The sequence below is a fragment of the Pseudomonas sp. N-1-13 genome, from assembly GCF_057787095.1.
This window is the reverse complement of sequence record NZ_JBYNRI010000001.1, coordinates 922887-940205: the sequence shown is the minus strand read 5'-3', so window position 1 is coordinate 940205 and position 17319 is coordinate 922887. Positions and strand designations below refer to the sequence as shown.

The 17319-nt window shown below is 59.7% G+C and carries 15 protein-coding genes and 1 pseudogene; 9 read left to right on the top strand and 7 right to left on the bottom strand.

Going from position 1 to position 17319, the window contains the following annotated elements; all coding sequences use genetic code 11:
- Positions 1–48 precede the first annotated feature (48 nt).
- Together AC3I65_RS04245 and AC3I65_RS04240 are read right to left on the bottom strand one after the other, a co-directional pair.
- Positions 49–648 carry a hypothetical protein gene (locus tag AC3I65_RS04245; RefSeq protein WP_488523475.1) on the bottom strand — a complete coding sequence of 200 codons (600 nt, stop codon included), beginning with the start codon at positions 646–648 and terminating at the stop codon, positions 49–51.
- Between the two features lie 319 nt (positions 649–967).
- Positions 968–1504: a DUF4256 domain-containing protein gene (locus tag AC3I65_RS04240; RefSeq protein ID WP_488523474.1), complete on the bottom strand. Its 537-nt coding sequence runs from the start codon at positions 1502–1504 to the stop codon at positions 968–970.
- 80 nt (positions 1505–1584) lie between these two features.
- Here AC3I65_RS04240 and AC3I65_RS04235 point away from each other — a divergent pair, with 80 nt between their 5' ends.
- The 3 genes from AC3I65_RS04235 to AC3I65_RS04225 all read left to right on the top strand — a co-directional run bounded on the left by AC3I65_RS04235 (position 1585) and on the right by AC3I65_RS04225 (position 3466).
- Positions 1585–2112 carry a GNAT family N-acetyltransferase gene (locus AC3I65_RS04235; protein ID WP_488523473.1) on the top strand — a complete coding sequence of 176 codons (528 nt, stop codon included), beginning with the start codon at positions 1585–1587 and terminating at the stop codon, positions 2110–2112.
- A gap of 80 nt (positions 2113–2192) precedes the next feature.
- A complete protein-coding gene (locus tag AC3I65_RS04230) occupies positions 2193–2924 on the top strand; it encodes a transporter substrate-binding domain-containing protein (protein WP_488523472.1) in 732 nt (243 codons plus the stop codon).
- A 125-nt stretch (positions 2925–3049) separates the two neighbouring features.
- Positions 3050–3466: a VOC family protein gene (locus AC3I65_RS04225; RefSeq protein WP_488523471.1), complete on the top strand. Its 417-nt coding sequence runs from the start codon at positions 3050–3052 to the stop codon at positions 3464–3466.
- Positions 3467–3717: 251 nt separating this feature from the next.
- Here AC3I65_RS04225 and AC3I65_RS04220 read toward each other — a convergent pair.
- A pseudogene (locus AC3I65_RS04220) lies at positions 3718–4242 on the bottom strand (hypothetical protein); the annotation flags it as partial.
- Positions 4243–4798: 556 nt separating this feature from the next.
- On the opposite strand from AC3I65_RS04220, the gene AC3I65_RS04215 reads away from it, so the two are divergent.
- Positions 4799–5110, top strand: coding sequence for a hypothetical protein (locus tag AC3I65_RS04215; protein WP_160893502.1), 312 nt, complete (start codon positions 4799–4801; stop codon positions 5108–5110).
- A gap of 129 nt (positions 5111–5239) precedes the next feature.
- On the opposite strand, the gene AC3I65_RS04210 is transcribed toward AC3I65_RS04215, so the two are convergent.
- Positions 5240–5611, bottom strand: a complete 372-nt coding sequence (locus AC3I65_RS04210) for a PH domain-containing protein (RefSeq protein WP_047229441.1) — start codon at positions 5609–5611, stop codon at positions 5240–5242.
- Positions 5612–6060: 449 nt separating this feature from the next.
- Here AC3I65_RS04210 and AC3I65_RS04205 point away from each other — a divergent pair, with 449 nt between their 5' ends.
- The 5 genes from AC3I65_RS04205 (at position 6061) to AC3I65_RS04185 (ending at position 12194) form a co-directional block, all read left to right on the top strand.
- Positions 6061–7056: a TRAP transporter substrate-binding protein gene (locus AC3I65_RS04205; RefSeq protein WP_047229440.1), complete on the top strand. Its 996-nt coding sequence runs from the start codon at positions 6061–6063 to the stop codon at positions 7054–7056.
- A gap of 66 nt (positions 7057–7122) precedes the next feature.
- Positions 7123–7755, top strand: a complete 633-nt coding sequence (locus AC3I65_RS04200) for a TRAP transporter small permease (protein ID WP_047229439.1) — start codon at positions 7123–7125, stop codon at positions 7753–7755.
- Entirely contained in the window at positions 7752–9035 is a 1284-nt protein-coding gene (dctM, locus tag AC3I65_RS04195) for a C4-dicarboxylate TRAP transporter large permease protein DctM (RefSeq protein ID WP_047229438.1), read from the top strand. The genes AC3I65_RS04200 and dctM overlap by 4 nt, the downstream gene beginning before the upstream one ends.
- Positions 9036–9143: 108 nt before the next feature.
- Positions 9144–10139: a TRAP transporter substrate-binding protein gene (locus AC3I65_RS04190; protein WP_160893504.1), complete on the top strand. Its 996-nt coding sequence runs from the start codon at positions 9144–9146 to the stop codon at positions 10137–10139.
- Positions 10140–10286: 147 nt separating this feature from the next.
- A complete protein-coding gene (locus AC3I65_RS04185; protein ID WP_322834601.1) occupies positions 10287–12194 on the top strand; it encodes an alkaline phosphatase D family protein in 1908 nt (635 codons plus the stop codon).
- Between the two features lie 147 nt (positions 12195–12341).
- Here AC3I65_RS04185 and AC3I65_RS04180 read toward each other — a convergent pair whose 3' ends face one another.
- The 3 genes from AC3I65_RS04180 to AC3I65_RS04170 form a co-directional block, all read right to left on the bottom strand.
- Positions 12342–12842 (bottom strand): methylated-DNA--[protein]-cysteine S-methyltransferase, encoded by a 501-nt coding sequence (locus AC3I65_RS04180; RefSeq protein WP_047229435.1) that lies wholly within the window; start codon positions 12840–12842, stop codon positions 12342–12344.
- A 47-nt stretch (positions 12843–12889) separates the two neighbouring features.
- A complete protein-coding gene (locus tag AC3I65_RS04175; RefSeq protein WP_488523470.1) occupies positions 12890–15619 on the bottom strand; it encodes a winged helix-turn-helix domain-containing protein in 2730 nt (909 codons plus the stop codon).
- A 326-nt stretch (positions 15620–15945) separates the two neighbouring features.
- The gene (locus AC3I65_RS04170) at positions 15946–17310 is read right to left on the bottom strand and encodes a DUF1329 domain-containing protein (RefSeq protein WP_047229433.1); all 1365 of its coding nucleotides are present in this window, start codon (positions 17308–17310) and stop codon (positions 15946–15948) included.
- Between the last annotated feature and the right edge of the window lie 9 nt (positions 17311–17319).

Sequence of the window (17319 nt, the reverse complement as noted above, 5' to 3'; positions counted from 1 at the left end):
GCGTGCGGGGAACAAGAAAGGGCTCCTGAGAGCCCTTTCCAGTTGAGGTTACTCTATAACTGGATACCACGTTGCATAGTTATCGCTAAAGTCCTCCAGCAGGGGAAACTCCTCATTGCGGGGGCCTTTCACCACAGCCTTTTTTCGCTCAAACGCTTCTTTCATGTGCTCTTTGCAGAGCTCAGCGGAGATGTAACACAGCCCGTGCCAGCGATGGCGCCATGCGATTAACTGACGGTCCGTTTCTACGATAAAGACGGTTTTATCAAGCGACTTGCGCAGACGGGGAGCCGACTCGCCATGCAACGACCTGGGAACCCTGACTTCCTGCCCAAATTTGTCCCAGCCAGCCCATTGGCTATAGAACCTTAGCCGGGTGTCGTTGTTGACCGAGAGGAATTCATAGTAAGCGACGTTTGGCTTGGGCTGAGCCACCTCGCAATATCGGCGCATCAGCGTGGTGGAGATATTGCCGATCAGGTCTTCGGGGAGACGCTCAACGACCTTACGCAAGTGATGGAAATTATTGAAACCGAACTCTTTGCTGATGTGGGTCAATCGCTGGCAATACGTGTATTCGCCAATGACAGACACGCGGGCCAACTCTTTGAGGTCGTCGATACACTCAGCAGCACTTGAACGGGACATAGCTCACTCCTTTAGCCAAATCGAAGACGTACTTCGACTAGCATGCTGCTTGCAGTGGCTAAATAAGTGGGTAAGTTCACTTAGATTTTTCGTATTTCCCATCGCAGCAGGGAGGCTACTTGTGCCTGCCCGTATAAAAACACAGGGACGCCTGCGGCGTAAACCACCTGGTGAAAACCTGTGGCGAGGGAGCTTGCTCCCGCTCGGCTGCGCAGCAGTCGCAAACCTGCAGATGCCGTTTTTCCTGGTACATCGCGTTGAATGGCTTTGGGGCTGCTGCGCAGCCCAACGGGAGCAAGCTCCCTCGCCACAGGTTTGCTTAAATGCACAGCACGCCGCGAAACCCTCGCGCCGCGTAATACGACTGCACACCATTGTGATAAACGAACACCCGTTCATAACGATAGTCACCGAATAGCGCACCGCCGAGGGCGCGAAGTTCAGGGGGTGTTGCCAGCCAACTGGACGTTTTGGCATCAAACTCGCCAAGCTGCTGCAAGGCTCGGTACTGGTCTTCAGTCAGCAAGGCGATGCCCATTTCTTCGGCCACTTCTACCGCACTGCCTTTGGGTTTGTTCTCCTTGCGTGCGTCCAGGGCGGCGCGGTCGTAGCAGAGGCTTCGGCGACCGGTCGGGCTTTCTTTGGCGCAATCGCAGAAGGTGATGAGACCGGTCTCTTTGTTCTGGTCGATGACGTCGGGTTCGCCGCCGGTGGTTTCCATTGCCTGGAGTGACTTCAGGGCGTTAGGGTTGCTTTCCAGCTTGGCCTGAACGTCGGTCCAGAGGATGCCTGGATGGCGATGTGGGTTCTGGTCGAAGCGGGTTTTCAGGGTTTGGAGGAGGTCTGATCTTTTCATGGTTTTGGGTCCGTTGCTGGTCGGTTCCAAATTCTGGCAGAACCAGCGTAGCAACCCATTGAAGCATGAGGTCACGAACCATGATGCGCAGCGACGCTCAACCCGATCTTCTCCTGCACTTGCGTCCGGTCAACCTCGACCAGGACAGCGACGTTTGCGTGCGTTTCTTTGAGGACATGCTGTTCTGCTCGTTTGGATCCGCACAACAGCTTAACGGCCCCGATGGCGTGCCGCGTTACCTTCAATCCCTCCAAGAAAAAGCAGCCGAGCTTCCTGGTAGCATTGTCCATGCCTGGGATGAAACACAGATCGTGGGCCAGATAGAAATGTCGCTGCTTAAGGCAGAACCTGCAGTGGGTTACATCCACTTTTTCTACCTCGTCCCTGAGTGGCGATCACGCGGTGCCGGGAAATTGCTGCTGGCCTACGCCACCGACTTTTTTACAGGGCTGGGGTGCGAACGGATGAGGTTGTCTGTGAGCGAAACGAACCAAAGGGCGGCGCGGTTTTATAGCCACCATGGTTGGATTGATATCGGGGCCAGGCAAGATAAGCCGGAACTGCGTTTGCGGTTGATGGAAAAAGCCATTGGCCTCATGCAGGTATGATCAAGGCTATTCATCTGGGTCGTTTCCAAACCTTGCCCAGTTGATAAAAACCAATACCCCCCCTACCAGGAGCAAAAAGGATGACGTCTCTCGACCGTGCAGTGCTTGAAGATCTAGCCCCCAATGGAGTGCTGCGTGCCGCAATCAATTTCGGTAACCCCGTGTTGGCTCAACAGGGTCCGGACGGTTCCCCCCAAGGGGTGTCGGTAGCTTTGGCCAAGGCACTGGCCCAGGAACTGGGTGCCCAGTTGGAGATGGTCACTTTCGATGCCGCCGGCAAAGTGTTTGCAGCGCTGGATCAGGATGTGTGGGACGTCGCGTTCCTGGCCATTGAGCCTGTGCGCGAAGAGCAGATTGCGTTCAGCGAACCTTACGTCATTATCGAAGGGACTTATCTGGTGGCAGCTGATTCGGGCTATCAGCACGTCCAGGATCTCGACCAGCCGGGACTAAAACTCGCCGTTGGCCAAGGCGCTGCGTACGACCTTTTTCTTTCTCGCACGTTGGAACATGCACAACTCGAACGCGCTGCGACCTCTGCGGCTGCGGTAGACCTGTACATCGAAAAATCCCTGGATGCGGCAGCCGGTGTGAGGCAGCCGCTGGAGAAAGTGGCGGCTAACAACCCGGCATACCGCGTGCTCGCCGGTGCTTTCACTTCCATCAGGCAAGCCATGGCGGTTCCAAGGGCCCATGAAGCCGGCGCGGCCTACGTCAGGGCTTTCATTGAGCGAAAGAAAGCGGACGGTTTCGTGCGTGCGGCGTTGATCGACAGCGGCCAAGCGGACGTGACTGTTGCGCCTTTAGCCTGAGAAAAACGTCGCGCAGCCCGCTGATTCGCGGCAGGCGGGGTCCATTCGTGGGGCGACATCCCAGCGTTGTCCGCTATGGTGAAGTAACCCCTTGGCCCTGCCACTACTGAACACAGGAGGCCCGTATGAGGAACTTCACGATCCAACACATCGACCACATCGTCCTGCGCGTAAAAGACATCGAGCGCAGTCTCGATTTCTATACGTCGGTGCTTGGTTGCGAGCTGAAGAAGCGCCGGGACGATCTTGGAATGATTCACCTCAGCACCGGTGTTTCGATGATTGATCTGGTTGCTGTCGACGGGCCGCTGGGTCGCGAGGGTGGGCCGGCGGCTGGCAAGCAAGGGCACAACGTCGACCACCTCTGCCTGCGCATCGAACCGTTTGATGAACAAGCCCTCATCGCTCATTTGGCCTCAGCCGGTCTGAGTGTTGAGAAAGCGCAGATGCGCTATGGCGCGGAGGGTAAGGGTTGGTCGATCTACTGCTTCGATCCGGATGGCAATCAGATTGAGTTGAAGGGGCCCGCGCTGGAGACCTGAGCTTCATGGTCTGTCTGGGCCAGTAATGTTGAATATGCCGCCGTCATCGCGAGCAAGCTCGCTCCCACAGGGGATGTGGGGCGGGCACAAAATCCGTGAACACCACCAACCAAAACTGTGGGGGCGAGCCTGCTCGCGATAGCGGTCTGCCTGAAACGGTGATGTTGGATGGGCCACCGTCATCGCGAGCAGGCTCGCTCCCACAGGGGATGTGGGGCGGGCACAAAATCCGTGAACACCACCAATCAAAACTGTGGGAGCGAGCTTGCTCGCGATAGCGGTCTGTCTGAACCGGTGATGTTGGATGGGCCGCCGTCTTCGCGAGCAGGCTCGCTCCCACAGGGGATCTGTAGCGGGCACAAAATTCGTGAACACACCGATCAAAACTGTGGGAGCGAGCTTGCTCGCGATGGCGGTCTGTCTGAAACGGTGATGTTGGATGGGCCACCGTCATCGCGAGCAGGCTCGCTCCCACAGGGGATCTGTGGCGGGCACAAAATTCGTGAACACACCGATCAAAACTGTGGGAGCGAGCTTGCTCGCGATGGCGGTCTGTCTGAAACGGTGATGTTGGATGGGCCACCGTCATCGCGAGCAGGCTCGCTCCCACAGGGGGATGTGTGACGGGCACAAAATCCGTGAACACCACCAAAAAACTGTGGGAGCGAGCTTGCTCGCGATAGCGGTCTGTCTGAAACGGTGATGTTGGATGGGCCGCCGTCTTCGCGAGCAAGCTCGCTCCCACAGGGGATGTGGGGCGGGCACAAAATTCGTGAACACCACCAATCAAAACTGTGGGAGCGAGCCTGCTCGCGATAGCGGTCTGCCTGAAACGGTGATGTTGGATGGACCATCGTCATCGCGAGCAGGCTCGCTCCCACAGGGGATCTGTGGCGGGCACAAAATCTGTGAACACCACCAAAAAACTGTGGGAGCGAGCTTGCTCGCGATAGCGGTCTGCCTGAACCGGTGATGTTGGATGGGCCGCCATCTTCGCGAGCAAGCTCGCTCCCACAGGGGGATGTGTGACGGGCACAAAATTCGTGAACACCACCAATCAAAACTGTGGGAGCGAGCCTGCTCGCGATAGCGGTCTGCCTGAACCGGTGGTGCTGAATGGGCCGCCGTCATCGCGAGCAGGCTCGCTCCCACAGGGGATGTGTGGCGGGCTTTCGCTTATAGCGTTCCAATACAAAATCCGTATTCACTTACTTCCATCAGGTCTTGGCTACTGTCAGATATGACAGTGGTCCTCACTGCGGCTCACTTCTAACCTGATCCAGCCTCGCAAGTACGCGAAGCCAATCTTCGATGACCCGCAAGGAGTTCATGATGAACACAAGATACTGTGCCACTAAACCGACCCTGCTGGCTCTTTCCCTATTATTGAGCGGCATGACTTTTCAAGCTTTCGCGGCAGGACGCGAGCCTTGCAGCGCGGACAAGGTCGCGCAAGCCAAGGAGTTGAAACCAGGAGGGATGGGTGAAACGGCTCTGTCCGAAGAAGAGTACGTATCGCAACTGAACCTGGAAGCGGTCAGGGTCACTGGAGTAGTCATGACCAAGGACTTGAGAAATGATCGTCTCACTGTGGTTACCGACAACTCCAGCAGCAAAATAGTGACCGACATGTACTGCAAATGAACGGTCCCGAAGGACTCGCCACATGCCCCTCATTGAAGTGGTATGTGGCCGTCCCTGCGCTTGAACGCTCAACGTAACAGGCGCCACTTCACCCCCCGAGTTTTCGTATTCACTCAGGGTCCACTGACATCAGGCCAAAAGATGCCTGGAGATCAGCTTCGATATTTCGACGATGCCTGTCTTGCCGGTGAATTCGAACTTCACCTTGCCCAGGGATGAAAAGTAAATCTCCAGTTCCGAATCCAGGTCGAAGGTGCCGGAGGTTTCTACCGAGTAGGCGACGATGTTTTTATAAGGCAGAGAGGTGAAGTCTTTTTTGCTGCCGGTGATGCCTTGCACGTTCACCGCGATGATGCGTTTGTTGGTGAAGACTACGCCGTCGCGCATGGACTTATAGGCGTCGATGACCTGTTCGCCATCCAGCAGCAGGGCTGTTACGCGTTCGGCATACTCATCGTTCTGCTTGAGCTTGAAGAAGCCTTTGTTGTTGAAATCGATCATCCGTAAATCCTTGTGGGGTTGAAAAGCGTTCCAGGCTTCCTGGGCCCATATCGAGACGGGCGCGGGGATTCTCGCGCAGCCAGGAGTAACATCACAAGGCCATGACCGAGCATTTCGCCGTCTCACCGGGCTAAATCCTCCGACACCCGATGCGTGGCCAGCGAACAGGCCAGTAGCCATTATTTCGCTTTTATGGTTTCCTGACCCCCGTTACGGTTGCAGGCTGAAACCTTTCGCCCTGTTTCGGTCCCGATGGTTGTCGCCCCAGCCCTGGAAGGCTCTAACGCACCCTTTTGAGGCGTTAGCCAATACCCGCGATTTTTCCCGCACTGACCGTCACAATCCCCCGGCAAACTGTTTTTCTGCCTAGACTTGCAACTGTCCCGCCGTGCGCTGCGTTTTGAATGAGCCCGCACGATAAATACAAAAACAAAAGAGGAAACCCCACAATGTTCAAACCTATCTGGAAAGCGCTCGCCTGTACGCTGGCACTCAGTGCGTTGAGCACGGCCATGGCGGCGGATCCTGTCGTCATCAAGTTCTCCCACGTAGTAGCCGAACAAACGCCCAAGGGCCAGGGCGCACTGATGTTCAAGAAGCTCGTGGAAGAGCGTCTGCCAGGCAAAGTGAAGGTCGAGGTGTACCCCAACTCCTCGCTGTTCGGCGATGGCAAGGAAATGGAAGCCCTGCTGCTGGGCGACGTGCAGATGATTGCGCCGTCGCTGGCCAAGTTCGAGCACTACACCAAGTCCGTGCAGTTGTTCGACCTGCCGTTTCTGTTCGATGACATCTCCGCTGTGGACCGCTTCCAGTTGAGCCCTGAAGGCCAGAAGCTGCTCAAGTCCATGGAAAGCAAGAACATCACCGGCCTGGCCTATTGGCACAACGGCATGAAGCAGTTGTCGGCGAACAAGCCACTGCGTGAACCCAAGGATGCCCGTGGCCTGAAGTTCCGCGTGCAGGCCTCGGCCGTGCTGGAAGAGCAGTTCAAGGCGGTGAACGCCAACCCGCGCAAAATGAGTTTCGCCGAGGTCTACCAAGGCCTGCAGACTGGCGTGGTCAACGGTGCGGAAAACCCGTACTCGAACATCTACAGCCAGAAAATGCATGAAGTACAGAAGTACATCACCGAGTCCAACCACGGTGTACTCGACTACATGCTGATCACCAACACCAAGTTCTGGAACGGCCTGCAACCTGACATCCGTACCGAACTGGACAAGATTCTGGTTGAAGTCACCACCCACGTGAACAACGAGGCGGCGCAACTGAACCAGAAAGACAAGCAGCGCATCCTGGACGCCAAGACCACCGAAATCATCACCCTCACGCCTGAAGAGCGCGGCGAGTGGCGCGACAAGATGAAGCCGGTGTGGAAGAAGTTTGAAGGTGACATCGGTGCTGATCTGATCAAAGCCGCCGAAGCCTCCAACAAGGCTCAGTAATGGGTTGGCCGGTGCTGCCGCCCTGGCAGCGCCGGCCGGTCGTCCCCCCTGCAGGAGATGTCATCCATGAACGCCCTTCGGCGCATCTGGGAACACTTCGAGGAAGGCTTCATTGCCTTTCTTCTGGCCGCCATGACGCTGGTTACTTTCGTCTATGTGGTGCTCAACAACCTCTACACCGTTTTTTACAGCCTCGGTGACAACTGGCCAGCCGCCAGTGAGCCGGCGTTCGCCATTGGTGACAGCATCATGGGCATGGCCCAGGCCATGACCTGGAGCAGCTCGCTGACCAAGGCCCTGTTTGGCTGGCTGATCTTTTTCGGGTTGTCCTACGGCGTGCGCACGGCCGGGCATATCGGCGTGGATGCGCTGGTGAAACTGGCGAGCAAACCGGTACAACGCTTTATCGGCGTGATCGCTTGCCTGTGCTGCCTGACTTACGCCGGGCTGCTGGCCGTCGCCAGTTACGAGTGGATCAATACCCTGATGATCGCGCAGATCGGCGCAGAGGACCTGGGCCACTTCGGCATCATGCAATGGCACATCGGCCTGATCGTGCCGGTGGGTTTTGCGTTGGTGTTTATCCGTTTCGCGGAAATTCTCGTGCGCATCCTGATGAATCGTCAGACCGGCCTGGGCCTGGCCGATGAAGCGGCCGAAGCCATCAAATTGACTGAACACGAGGAAGACAAGCCATGACCATTGCCTTCCTGTTCGTGGCGCTGTTCGTGCTGATGTTTATCGGCGTGCCCATCGCCATTTCGTTGGGGCTGGCCGGTTCGCTGACCATCATTTTCTTCAGCCCGGACTCAGTGCGCTCCCTGGCGATCAAGCTGTTCGAAACCTCTGAGCACTACACACTGCTGGCGATTCCGTTCTTCCTGCTGGCCGGTGCGTTCATGACCACCGGTGGCGTGGCGCGACGTCTGATCGACTTTGCCAACGCCTGCGTCGGGCATATCCGTGGCGGTCTGGCGATTGCGGCGGTACTGGCGTGCATGCTGTTTGCCGCGTTGTCGGGTTCAAGCCCTGCGACGGTGGCGGCGGTCGGTTCCATCGCCATTGCCGGTATGGTGCGCTCGGGTTATCCACAGGCGTTCGGCGCCGGCATCGTCTGCAACGCCGGCACCTTGGGCATCCTGATTCCGCCGTCGATCGTGATGGTGGTGTACGCCGCCGCGACCGAAACCTCGGTGGGCAAGCTGTTCATGGCCGGGGTGATCCCGGGCCTGCTGCTGGGTTTATCGTTGATGGTGGCGATCTATATCGTCGCTGTGAAGAAAAACCTGCCGGCCCTGCCTCGGGCAACGTTGCGCGAATGGCTGTCCACGGCGCGCAAGGCCCTCTGGGGTCTGCTGCTGATGGTGATCATCCTCGGCGGGATTTATTCCGGGATGTTCACACCCACCGAAGCGGCTGCGGTGGCGGCGGTGTATTCGGCCTTCATCGCACTGTTCGTCTACAAGGACCTCACGTTCCGTGAGACGCCCAAAGTGCTGCTCGAATCGGCCAAGCTGAGCATCATGCTGATGTTCATCATTGCCAACGCCATGCTCTTCGCCCATGTGCTGACCACCGAGCAACTGCCGCAGCAAATCACCGCTTGGGTGATCGATGCCGGGCTGACGCCGGTGACCTTCCTGCTGGTGGTGAACATCGTGCTGTTGATTGCCGGTGCGTTCATGGAGCCTTCGGCGATCATCCTGATCCTGGCGCCGATCCTGTTCCCTATCGCCATGCAACTGGGCATCGACCCAATCCACCTGGGCATCATCATGGTGGTGAACCTGGAGATCGGCCTGATCACGCCTCCGGTGGGGCTGAACCTGTTCGTCACCTCGGCGGTGACCGGCATGTCGCTGCCCGCCACCATCCGCGCAGCTATGCCATGGCTGATGATCCTGCTGGCGTTCCTGATGCTGATTACCTATGTGCCATGGATCTCGCTGGCCTTGCCGAACTGGTTGGGGATGAGCTAGCCCCGACTCAAGACAGGCGCAGCGGCGAGGGCATTTGTTCCCTCGCCACTGCGCTGTCGGGCTAAGCCTGCGTGTCGCACCGTCGACCAATAAAAGGGAAGCCTCACCATGCTAAAACCTCTTTGCAAAGCGCTCGTCTGTACCTTGAGTTTCAGCCTGCTGGGCTCAGCCATGGCGGCTGAACCGATCGTGATCAAGTTTTCCCATGTCGTGGCCGAGCAAACGCCCAAGGGCCAGGGCGCGTTGATGTTCAAGAAACTGGCGGATGAACGATTGCCAGGCCGGGTGAAGGTCGAGGTGTATCCCAACTCCACGTTGTTTGGCGATGACAAGGAGATGGAAGCGCTGCTGCTGGGTGACGTGCAGATCATTGCGCGCTCGCTGGCCAAGTTCGATCAGTACACCCGATCCGTGCAGTTGTTCGACTTGCCGTTTCTGTTCAACGACATTGCCGCGGTGGACCGCTTCCAGCAGAGCCCGGAAGGCCAGAAACTGCTCAAGTCCATGGAAAGCAAGAACGTCACTGGCCTGGCCTATTGGCACAACGGCATGAAGCAGTTGTCGGCCAACAAACCACTGCGTGTACCCGAGGATGCCCGTGGCTTGAAGTTCCGGGTGCAGAGTTCGGCCGTGCTGGAAGAACAATTCAAGGCCGTGAGCGCCATCCCCCAACCGATGATTTTCTCTGTGGTGTACCAGGGCCTGCGCACCGGTTTGGTCAACGGCACGGAGAACACCTACTCAAACTTCTACAACCAGAAACAGCATCAAGTGCAGAAGTACATCACCGAATCCAACCACGGCATTCTCGACTACATGCTGATCGCCTCGTCCGACTTCTGGAACGGCCTGCCGCCGGATATCCGCACCGAACTGGACAAGATCGTGGTCGAGGCCACCGCCTATGCAAACAGTGAGGCGGACCGACTGAACCAGCAGGACAAGCAGTTCATCCTCGACGCCGGGACCACCGAGATCATCAGCCTCACCCCCCAGCAGCGCAACGCCTGGCGCGAGAAGATGAAACCGGTGTGGGCAAAGTTTGAAAAAGAGATTGGGCCGGATTTGATTAAAGCCGCTGAAGCTTCCAATCAGGCGCAGTGAGGCAGCAAAGCCCAGTGCAGCCTGTGGCGAGGGAGCTTGCTCCCTCGCCACAAGAGCTGGAGCACGTCGCCTTTTCACCGAGTCCCAGTTCTCCAGCGCATTGCGTTATGATCCCCGCCTCCATCGGAGCCAGAGCTTTACCCGCGAATGTTGCCGTCCTCATCTGACATCTCCCCTGCCCTGCCCCCTGTCCTGGTCGGCCCGCTGCTGCGGCGACTGGAGCCCACACGGCTGGTGATGTGGCTGGTGGGTACACGCCCCCTCACGTTGACGCTGCGTGTGGACGGTGTGGGCGATCTCACCCTGGATGCCCCGCGCTGCACCGTAGTGCCGGTGGGGCAGCAGGCTTTTGTGCACCTGATCGATGTACGACTCGACACCGCCCTGCCCCAGGACGTGGTGATTGACTACGACCTGCTGGTGGACGGCGCGCCCATTGCCGAATGGGCGCCCCATCTGTTGTATGGCCAGGCGCAGTGCCCGAACTTCGTCCTGCATTCGCGTATCGATCAACTGGTCCATGGTTCCTGCCGCAAACCCCACTATCCGACCCACGACGGCTTGCTCTGCGTCGACCGGCTGTTGGCGCAAGCCCCACAGCAGCGTCCGGCGTTGTTGATGATGAGCGGCGATCAGGTCTATGCCGATGACGTCGCCGGGCCCATGCTGCGGGCGATTCATGCGTTGATCGAGCGGCTGGGGCTGTTCGAGGAATGCCTGGACGGCGCGGTGGTTGAAGACAGCGCCAAGCTCTATGAACACCCGGCCAGCTACTACCACCGCGCCGATTTATTACCGGCGCTGGAAAGCAATGAAACCCTGCGCGAGCGTTTTTTCGGCGGGGCCCGCAAGCCGATATTCACCAGCAGCAGCGCCGACAATCATCTGGTGACCTTCGCTGAAGTGATGGCGATGTATTTGCTGGTGTGGTCACCCGTGCCGTGGACCCTGATCGACCCGCAACCGCCGGAACTGACCGCCGAGCGGCGCCAGCGCTATGCGCTGGAACAGCAGCGCATCGAGGGTTTCAAGACCGGTCTTGGGGGCGCGGCGCGGGTGTTTGCACACCTGTCGTGCCTGATGATTTTCGACGATCACGACATCACCGATGACTGGAATCTATCCGCGCAGTGGGAAGAAACGGCCTACGGCCACCCGTTCTCCAAGCGCATCATCGGCAACGCACTGATCGCCTACATGCTCTGCCAGGGCTGGGGCAACAACCCCGACGCGTTTGATGAGGTGATCCAGCAAACCCTGGCCCTGAGCGACACCGCCCGGGACCGCTACCTGGACAGCGGCCCACAGGACAAACTGATCGACACGCTGCTGGGTTTCCAGCAATGGCACTACGTGTTGCCGACCACCCCGGCCCTGGTGGTGCTCGACACCCGCACCCGCCGCTGGCGCAGCGAGCGCAACCTCAAGCAGCCTTCGGGACTGCTCGATTGGGAAGCCCTGAGCGAACTTCAGCAGGAACTGCTGGATCATCCCTCGGCGATTATCGTTTCACCGGCGCCGATCTTCGGTGTGAAGCTGATCGAAACCGTGCAACGGGTGTTCAGTTGGTGCGGTTATCCGCTGCTGGTGGACGCGGAAAACTGGATGGCCCATCGCGGCGCGGCGCAAGTGATCCTGAACATTTTCCGGCACTCGCGCACGCCCGGTAATTACGTGGTGCTGTCCGGGGATGTGCATTATTCCTTCGTCTATGAGGTGCTGATCCCACACCGTAAGGGCGGCCCGCGCATCTGGCAGATCACCAGCAGCGGCATCAAGAATGAGTTCCCGCCGGCGCTGCTGGAATGGTTCGATCGCCTGAACCGTTGGCTCTACTCTCCCCGCTCGCCCCTGAACTGGTTCACCAAGCGCCGCAGCATGCGCATCATTCCTCACACCCCCGAACACGCCGAGGCGGGAGAGCGGTTGTGGAACTCGGCGGGGATCGGGCAGGTGTTCTTCAATGAACAGGGGCAGCCGACGCAGATATTCCAGCACAACGCCAACGGCCAACCGCCGACGCGCATGCTGGCGCCGCAAGAGCCTTCGGCCTGAACCGAGTGAGTCCTATGTGGGAGCGAGCCTGCTCGCGATAGCGCAGGCCCATCCAACATCCTTGCAAGCTGACCTTCCGCTATCGCGAGCAGGCTCGCTCCCACAAGGGATTTGCAGTGTTATGGGCTTGCGGCCAAATGAAATAACTCAAAACACCAACTGCAGCGTCTGCTGACCTTCCAGGCTCAGCAGGAACTGTTTGGCCGCAAGGCCGCCCGCAAAGCCGGTAAGGCTGCCAGAGGTGCCGATGACGCGGTGGCAGGGGGCGATGATGGAGATGGGGTTGCGGCCGTTGGCGGCACCTACCGCCCGCACCGCCGTGGGCTGGCCGATCTGGATGGCGATGTCGCGGTAGCTGCGGGTTTCACCGAACGGAATGGTCAGCAGCGCCTGCCAGACCCGGACCTGAAAGTCGGTGCCGGCAAAGTCCAGCGCCAGGTCGAAACGGCGGCGCTGGCCGGCGAAATACTCCATGAGCTGGTGCTCGGTTTCCTTGAGGACCGGATGCTGGCTGTCCTCTTCCAAAGGCCCCAGGCGCACGCGGTTGAGACGCTCGTTTTCCCAGAGGATGGCCGCCAGTTTTGTATCCCGGGCGACGAGGATCAGTTGGCCCACGGGGGATGGGATGGTTTTGTACAGGGGTAACATCAAGCATTCCTTATCGCTGGCCAACTGCTTGGCACAAGTAACCAGTCCTAGCCCAACAACCCCAGCACCTTCGCCCGCGCCACGGCCTGGGTGCGGCGCTCCACGCCGAGTTTGCTGTTGATGTGGCTGGCGTGGGTCTTGACCGTGTGCAGTGAGATGAACAACTGCTCGCTGATTTCCTGGTTCGAACAGCCCTGGGCAATCAATTGCAGCACCGCCCGCTCGCGACTGCTGAGGGTTTCAACGGGGGCCGGTGAATCGGCAGCCACCGTCGACGGCAAGCGCTCAAGCAGGTTCTGGCGCAAGGGACTGAGGGGTGCGCGCAACAATTGCTCGCGCAGCCACTCCCGATGTTCGCCCAGCAACCATTCGAACGGCTGCAGCACACCGCCAGCGGCGGCTTCGAGGGCTTGGGCCAGGGTACTGCGGGCTTCGGGTTCGCGGCCGACGCTCAGCAGCAAGGCGACCTTCTGGTTGAGCGCCATCACACTGAGCATCTGCCGGCCGGTTTGCTGGCCGTGTTCAAGCAAGGCATTGAGCCGTCCTTCGGCCAACATGGGCTGGCCGCGGATGGACTCCAGCACCGCCTGTTGCAATTCGACGTGCAGCGGCAGTTGCGGGTGGAATTCCGGCGGCGCGGCGGCCCGCTCACCGGTGTAGGTCTGCCCCAGCCGCGCCAGCCAGGCTTCGGCCAGGTCCGTACGCCCCTGGGCCAGCCAGAGTTCGCATTTGACCAGGGTGATCATCGCCAGGTAATAAATCGGCGGAACGTCCCAGATATGCATCAGGCGCTCGGCTTCGGCCAGTTCGGCAAAGGCCCGGGCGAATTCACGAGCGTGGCCTTCAACCCGCGCGATCACGCAGTGGCCGATCAACACGCTGATGTCGCGGCACGCCCGCGCTTCGGTAAGACCGGCCTGCAACCGCGCCAAGCCGGCCTGGGGCTGCATGCGCAAGGTCAGCAGGAACCCTTCGTACAGAATCAATCGCGCCCGCACGGCATACAGCCGTTGCGGCGAGAGTGCGTGCAGGCGTTGCAGGCCCTGGCGCACTTCATCGAGCGCCCGCAGGATCTCCCCTCGCGCTTGCAACACCCGGGCGCGGTCGTAATGGGCCAGGGCCTCGAACAACGGGTTACCGACGCGCTGCGCCAGCTCCAGGGAGTCACGGTTCAAGGCCCGGGCGCGCCACAGGTCACCGTCGGCAATCGCCAGGTTCGACAGCGTGGACAGGCACATCAGACGTTGGCCATAGCGCTTTTGCGGCAGGCTCTCCAGGGCTTCGGTGCAGTAACGCACAGTGGCCTCGCGATCCCCACGGCCACGGGCAATGATTCCGCTCAGGGCCAGCCATTGGGCAAGCATGGATTTTTGCGCAGTGGCCGAAGGCGCCGGCAGGAACCGGCTCAGGTGGGCGGCCAGTTCTTCAGCGGCGTCCAACTGGCAGGCCAGCCCCAGCGCCCAGCTGTACAGCACGATCAAGCGCGGCGTGCTGATGAGCAGGCTGTCGGGCAAGTCCATTTTCCAGCGCAGCAACATGCCGACGTTCTGCTCGGCCAGCAATTGCTCCTCCGAGAGGTTCTGCACCAGGTTCGCCGCCACATCCAGGTGCCCGGCCCGCAGCGCCTGTTCCACGGCCTCGTCGATCAGGCCCTGGGCATTGAACCAGCGGCAGGCCCGCAGGTGCAGGGTCGCAGCCGGCACCATGGCCGGAGCACTGGGACGGCTGCGCAGCAAATCGGAAAACAGATGGTGGTAACGGTACCAGTGGCCATGCTCGTCCAGCGGCACCAGGAACACCTGGTGCGCCGCCAGATACTCCAGGATTTCGGCGCTGTCATGGGCTTCGCGCACGGCATCACACAGTTCGCTGCAGAAACGTTCCTGGGACGCGGTGTCGTAGAGAAACGCCTGCACTTCGGCGGGCAGACAGTCGATGACTTCCTCAAGCAGGTAATCGCGAATCAGCCCTTCGCCGCCATACAGAGCCTGGGGCATCCGGCCCTCAGTCCCGGCCTCGGAAGCGGCCAGCAACCAGAAACGCAGCCCGGCCACCCAGCCTTCGCTGCGCTGGATCAGGCTCTCCAGGGCTTCCCCGCGCAACGAACTGCTGTGGTGCTGCAGCAGGGTCAGGGCTTCTTCATGGGTCAGACGCAAGTCCTGCTCGTTCAGTTCGAGCAATTGGCGTGACAGACGCAGGCGCGCCAGATGCCAGTCCGGGCGCTGCCGACTGGTGACCAGCACCAGCAAACCTTCGGGCAGGTGATTAAGGAAAAATTGCAGGCAACGGTCCAGCACCGGGCTTTGGGCCAGGTGGTAGTCGTCGAGCACCAGCAGCAAGGGTGTATCCGGCGACAGATGCGCGGACAGTTCATCCAGCAGGCCGTCGAGCCATTCTTCGAAGGCGAAAGGTTGGTGGCGCTGGCGCATTTTCAGCAGCCCCAACGCCCGACCTCCCAACTGCGGGAAGAACGCCTGGAGCCCTTCGAGCAGCCGTTCCAGAAAGCGTCCCGGGTCGTTGTCCCGGGCACTGAGCCCCAGCCAGAGGCTTTGCCAATAGGCCGGCAGGCTCTGGCAGAACTCCACCGCCAGTGAGCTTTTGCCGAACCCCGCCGGTGCGCTCACCAACAGCAACCGCCCTCCAAGCCCCGCACTCAAGCGCTCGCACAACCGCGGCCGCACGACATGGCCGTCAGGCAAGGGCGGGCGGTAGAAGCGCCCGTCCTGGACCGCGACGGCGGTGCGGGCAGAACCCGGGAGTGAAGACAGATCAGTCATGGCCGGCTCTTGTTGAAATGCGGGTGGCGGCGTTGCAGATGTCCGCAGACTAGCGGTAAACGAGGAGGTATTGAAGGGAGTTGCTACAAATGGCTACAAAAAGGCTACAAGCCGACCGATTCGAAAAACTCAGGCAGCCACCGCTCTTGTCGCGGGGGAGTTTTGATCATTCCCACGCAGGAGCGAGGGAACGCTAGAGCTTTTTGGGGCTGCTTCGCAGCCCAGCGGGGATAAATCCCCTCGCCACAGGGGGTTTGTGTTGGGCAAAAAAACGCCCCGAACCAGTCGGGGCGTTTTTTCGAGGATGCGGCCTCGGGTGAAGCTGTTTAGCGGATACCCTCCTGGCGCAATGCGTTGGGAGTGAACTCGGCGGTGCTGGCGGTGAAGCCGAAGTCGTAGGCCGATTTCTCTTCGTTCTTCATGCCCAGCGCCAGATAGCGGCCGGACTGCAGGTCGTAGAGGGTTTCCAGGGCGTACCACGGCACTTGCTTGTCGTAGTAGTTCTCGGCATGGGCCTCGGCAACGCGCCACAGTTGGCCACGACCGTCGTAATGGTCGATCACCGCGGCTTGCCAGGTGTCTTCGTCGATGTAGAAGTCACGCTTGGCGTAGATGTGGCGTTGGCCTTCCTTCAGGGTCGCGGTCACATGCCAGACCCGACGCAGCTCGTAGCGAGCCAGGTCCTGGTTGATATGGCCGGCCTTGATGATGTCGGCGTACTTGAGCTGAGGCGAATCGATCTTGTAGCTGTTGGAGGCAATGTACAGTTCTTTCTTGCCCACCAGTTTCCAGTCGTAGCGATCCGGCGCACCGTTGTACATGTCCAGGTTGTCGGAGGTACGCAGGCCGTCGGCAGCGGTGCCCGGGCCGTCATAGGAGACCTGTGGCGCACGGCGCACACGGCGCTGGCCGGCGTTGTAGACCCACGCAGAACGCGGTTCCTTCACCTGGTCGAGGGTTTCGTGCACCAGCAGTACACCACCGGCCAGACGCGCCGGCGCGGTGACTTGCTGCTTGAAGTAGAACAGGATGTTGCCAGGGTTGGCCGGATCGAAATCCTTCATCTTGTCGCGGAACACGAACTGGTCCCTGAAGTACACCAGGCTGTAGGAGCCGTTGGGCTGCGGCGTGGCCTGGGTCACCAGGCGGGTCACGCTGCCGCCGCGATAGCGAGTGATGTGGTTCCAGATCACTTCCACACCGCTCTGGGGAATCGGGAACGGCACAGCCGTCTCGAAGTTCTCCAGACCGTTACCGCCGGACACCAGCTTGGTGTTCACCGCGTTTTTCTTGATGGAGGCATACACGTCATCCGGCACGGTGGCGCCGCGATGGGATGGGTAGACCGGCATCTTGAAGGATTCCGGGTAACGCTTGAACATCGCGTACTGGCCCGGCGCGAGCTTGTCTTTGTACTGGTCGACGTTCTGCGCAGTGATGGTGAACAGCGGCTTTTCACTGGCGTACGGGTCGGAAAGGAAACCCTTGCTGTCCACGCTGCCGGCGTTCTTGGCCATGGGTTTCCAGGCCGGGATCGAACCGTCGGCATTGCCGGCCATTTCGGCGCCCATCGGCGTCAGGCTTTTGCCCAGTTTGTCGGCCTCGGCGGCAGGCACAGCCGCCATGACGCTGGCGGCCAGCAGGGATAGCCCCAAAACACCGACCTGCAACAGACTCTTTGTTATTTTCATAGTGTGTCG

Bases quoted from the DNA above. Each gene is read 5' to 3' on its own strand.
- AC3I65_RS04245 (WP_488523475.1), bottom strand. From the start codon at position 648: ATGTCCCGTTCAAGTGCTGCTGAGTGTATCGACGACCTCAAAGAGTTG.
- AC3I65_RS04240 (WP_488523474.1), bottom strand. From the start codon at position 1,504: ATGAAAAGATCAGACCTCCTCCAAACCCTGAAAACCCGCTTCGACCAG.
- AC3I65_RS04235 (WP_488523473.1), top strand. From the start codon at position 1,585: ATGATGCGCAGCGACGCTCAACCCGATCTTCTCCTGCACTTGCGTCCG.
- AC3I65_RS04230 (WP_488523472.1), top strand. From the start codon at position 2,193: ATGACGTCTCTCGACCGTGCAGTGCTTGAAGATCTAGCCCCCAATGGA.
- AC3I65_RS04225 (WP_488523471.1), top strand. From the start codon at position 3,050: ATGAGGAACTTCACGATCCAACACATCGACCACATCGTCCTGCGCGTA.
- AC3I65_RS04215 (WP_160893502.1), top strand. From the start codon at position 4,799: ATGAACACAAGATACTGTGCCACTAAACCGACCCTGCTGGCTCTTTCC.
- AC3I65_RS04210 (WP_047229441.1), bottom strand. From the start codon at position 5,611: ATGATCGATTTCAACAACAAAGGCTTCTTCAAGCTCAAGCAGAACGAT.
- AC3I65_RS04205 (WP_047229440.1), top strand. From the start codon at position 6,061: ATGTTCAAACCTATCTGGAAAGCGCTCGCCTGTACGCTGGCACTCAGT.
- AC3I65_RS04200 (WP_047229439.1), top strand. From the start codon at position 7,123: ATGAACGCCCTTCGGCGCATCTGGGAACACTTCGAGGAAGGCTTCATT.
- dctM (WP_047229438.1), top strand. From the start codon at position 7,752: ATGACCATTGCCTTCCTGTTCGTGGCGCTGTTCGTGCTGATGTTTATC.
- AC3I65_RS04190 (WP_160893504.1), top strand. From the start codon at position 9,144: ATGCTAAAACCTCTTTGCAAAGCGCTCGTCTGTACCTTGAGTTTCAGC.
- AC3I65_RS04185 (WP_322834601.1), top strand. From the start codon at position 10,287: ATGTTGCCGTCCTCATCTGACATCTCCCCTGCCCTGCCCCCTGTCCTG.
- AC3I65_RS04180 (WP_047229435.1), bottom strand. From the start codon at position 12,842: ATGTTACCCCTGTACAAAACCATCCCATCCCCCGTGGGCCAACTGATC.
- AC3I65_RS04175 (WP_488523470.1), bottom strand. From the start codon at position 15,619: ATGACTGATCTGTCTTCACTCCCGGGTTCTGCCCGCACCGCCGTCGCG.
- AC3I65_RS04170 (WP_047229433.1), bottom strand. From the start codon at position 17,310: ATGAAAATAACAAAGAGTCTGTTGCAGGTCGGTGTTTTGGGGCTATCC.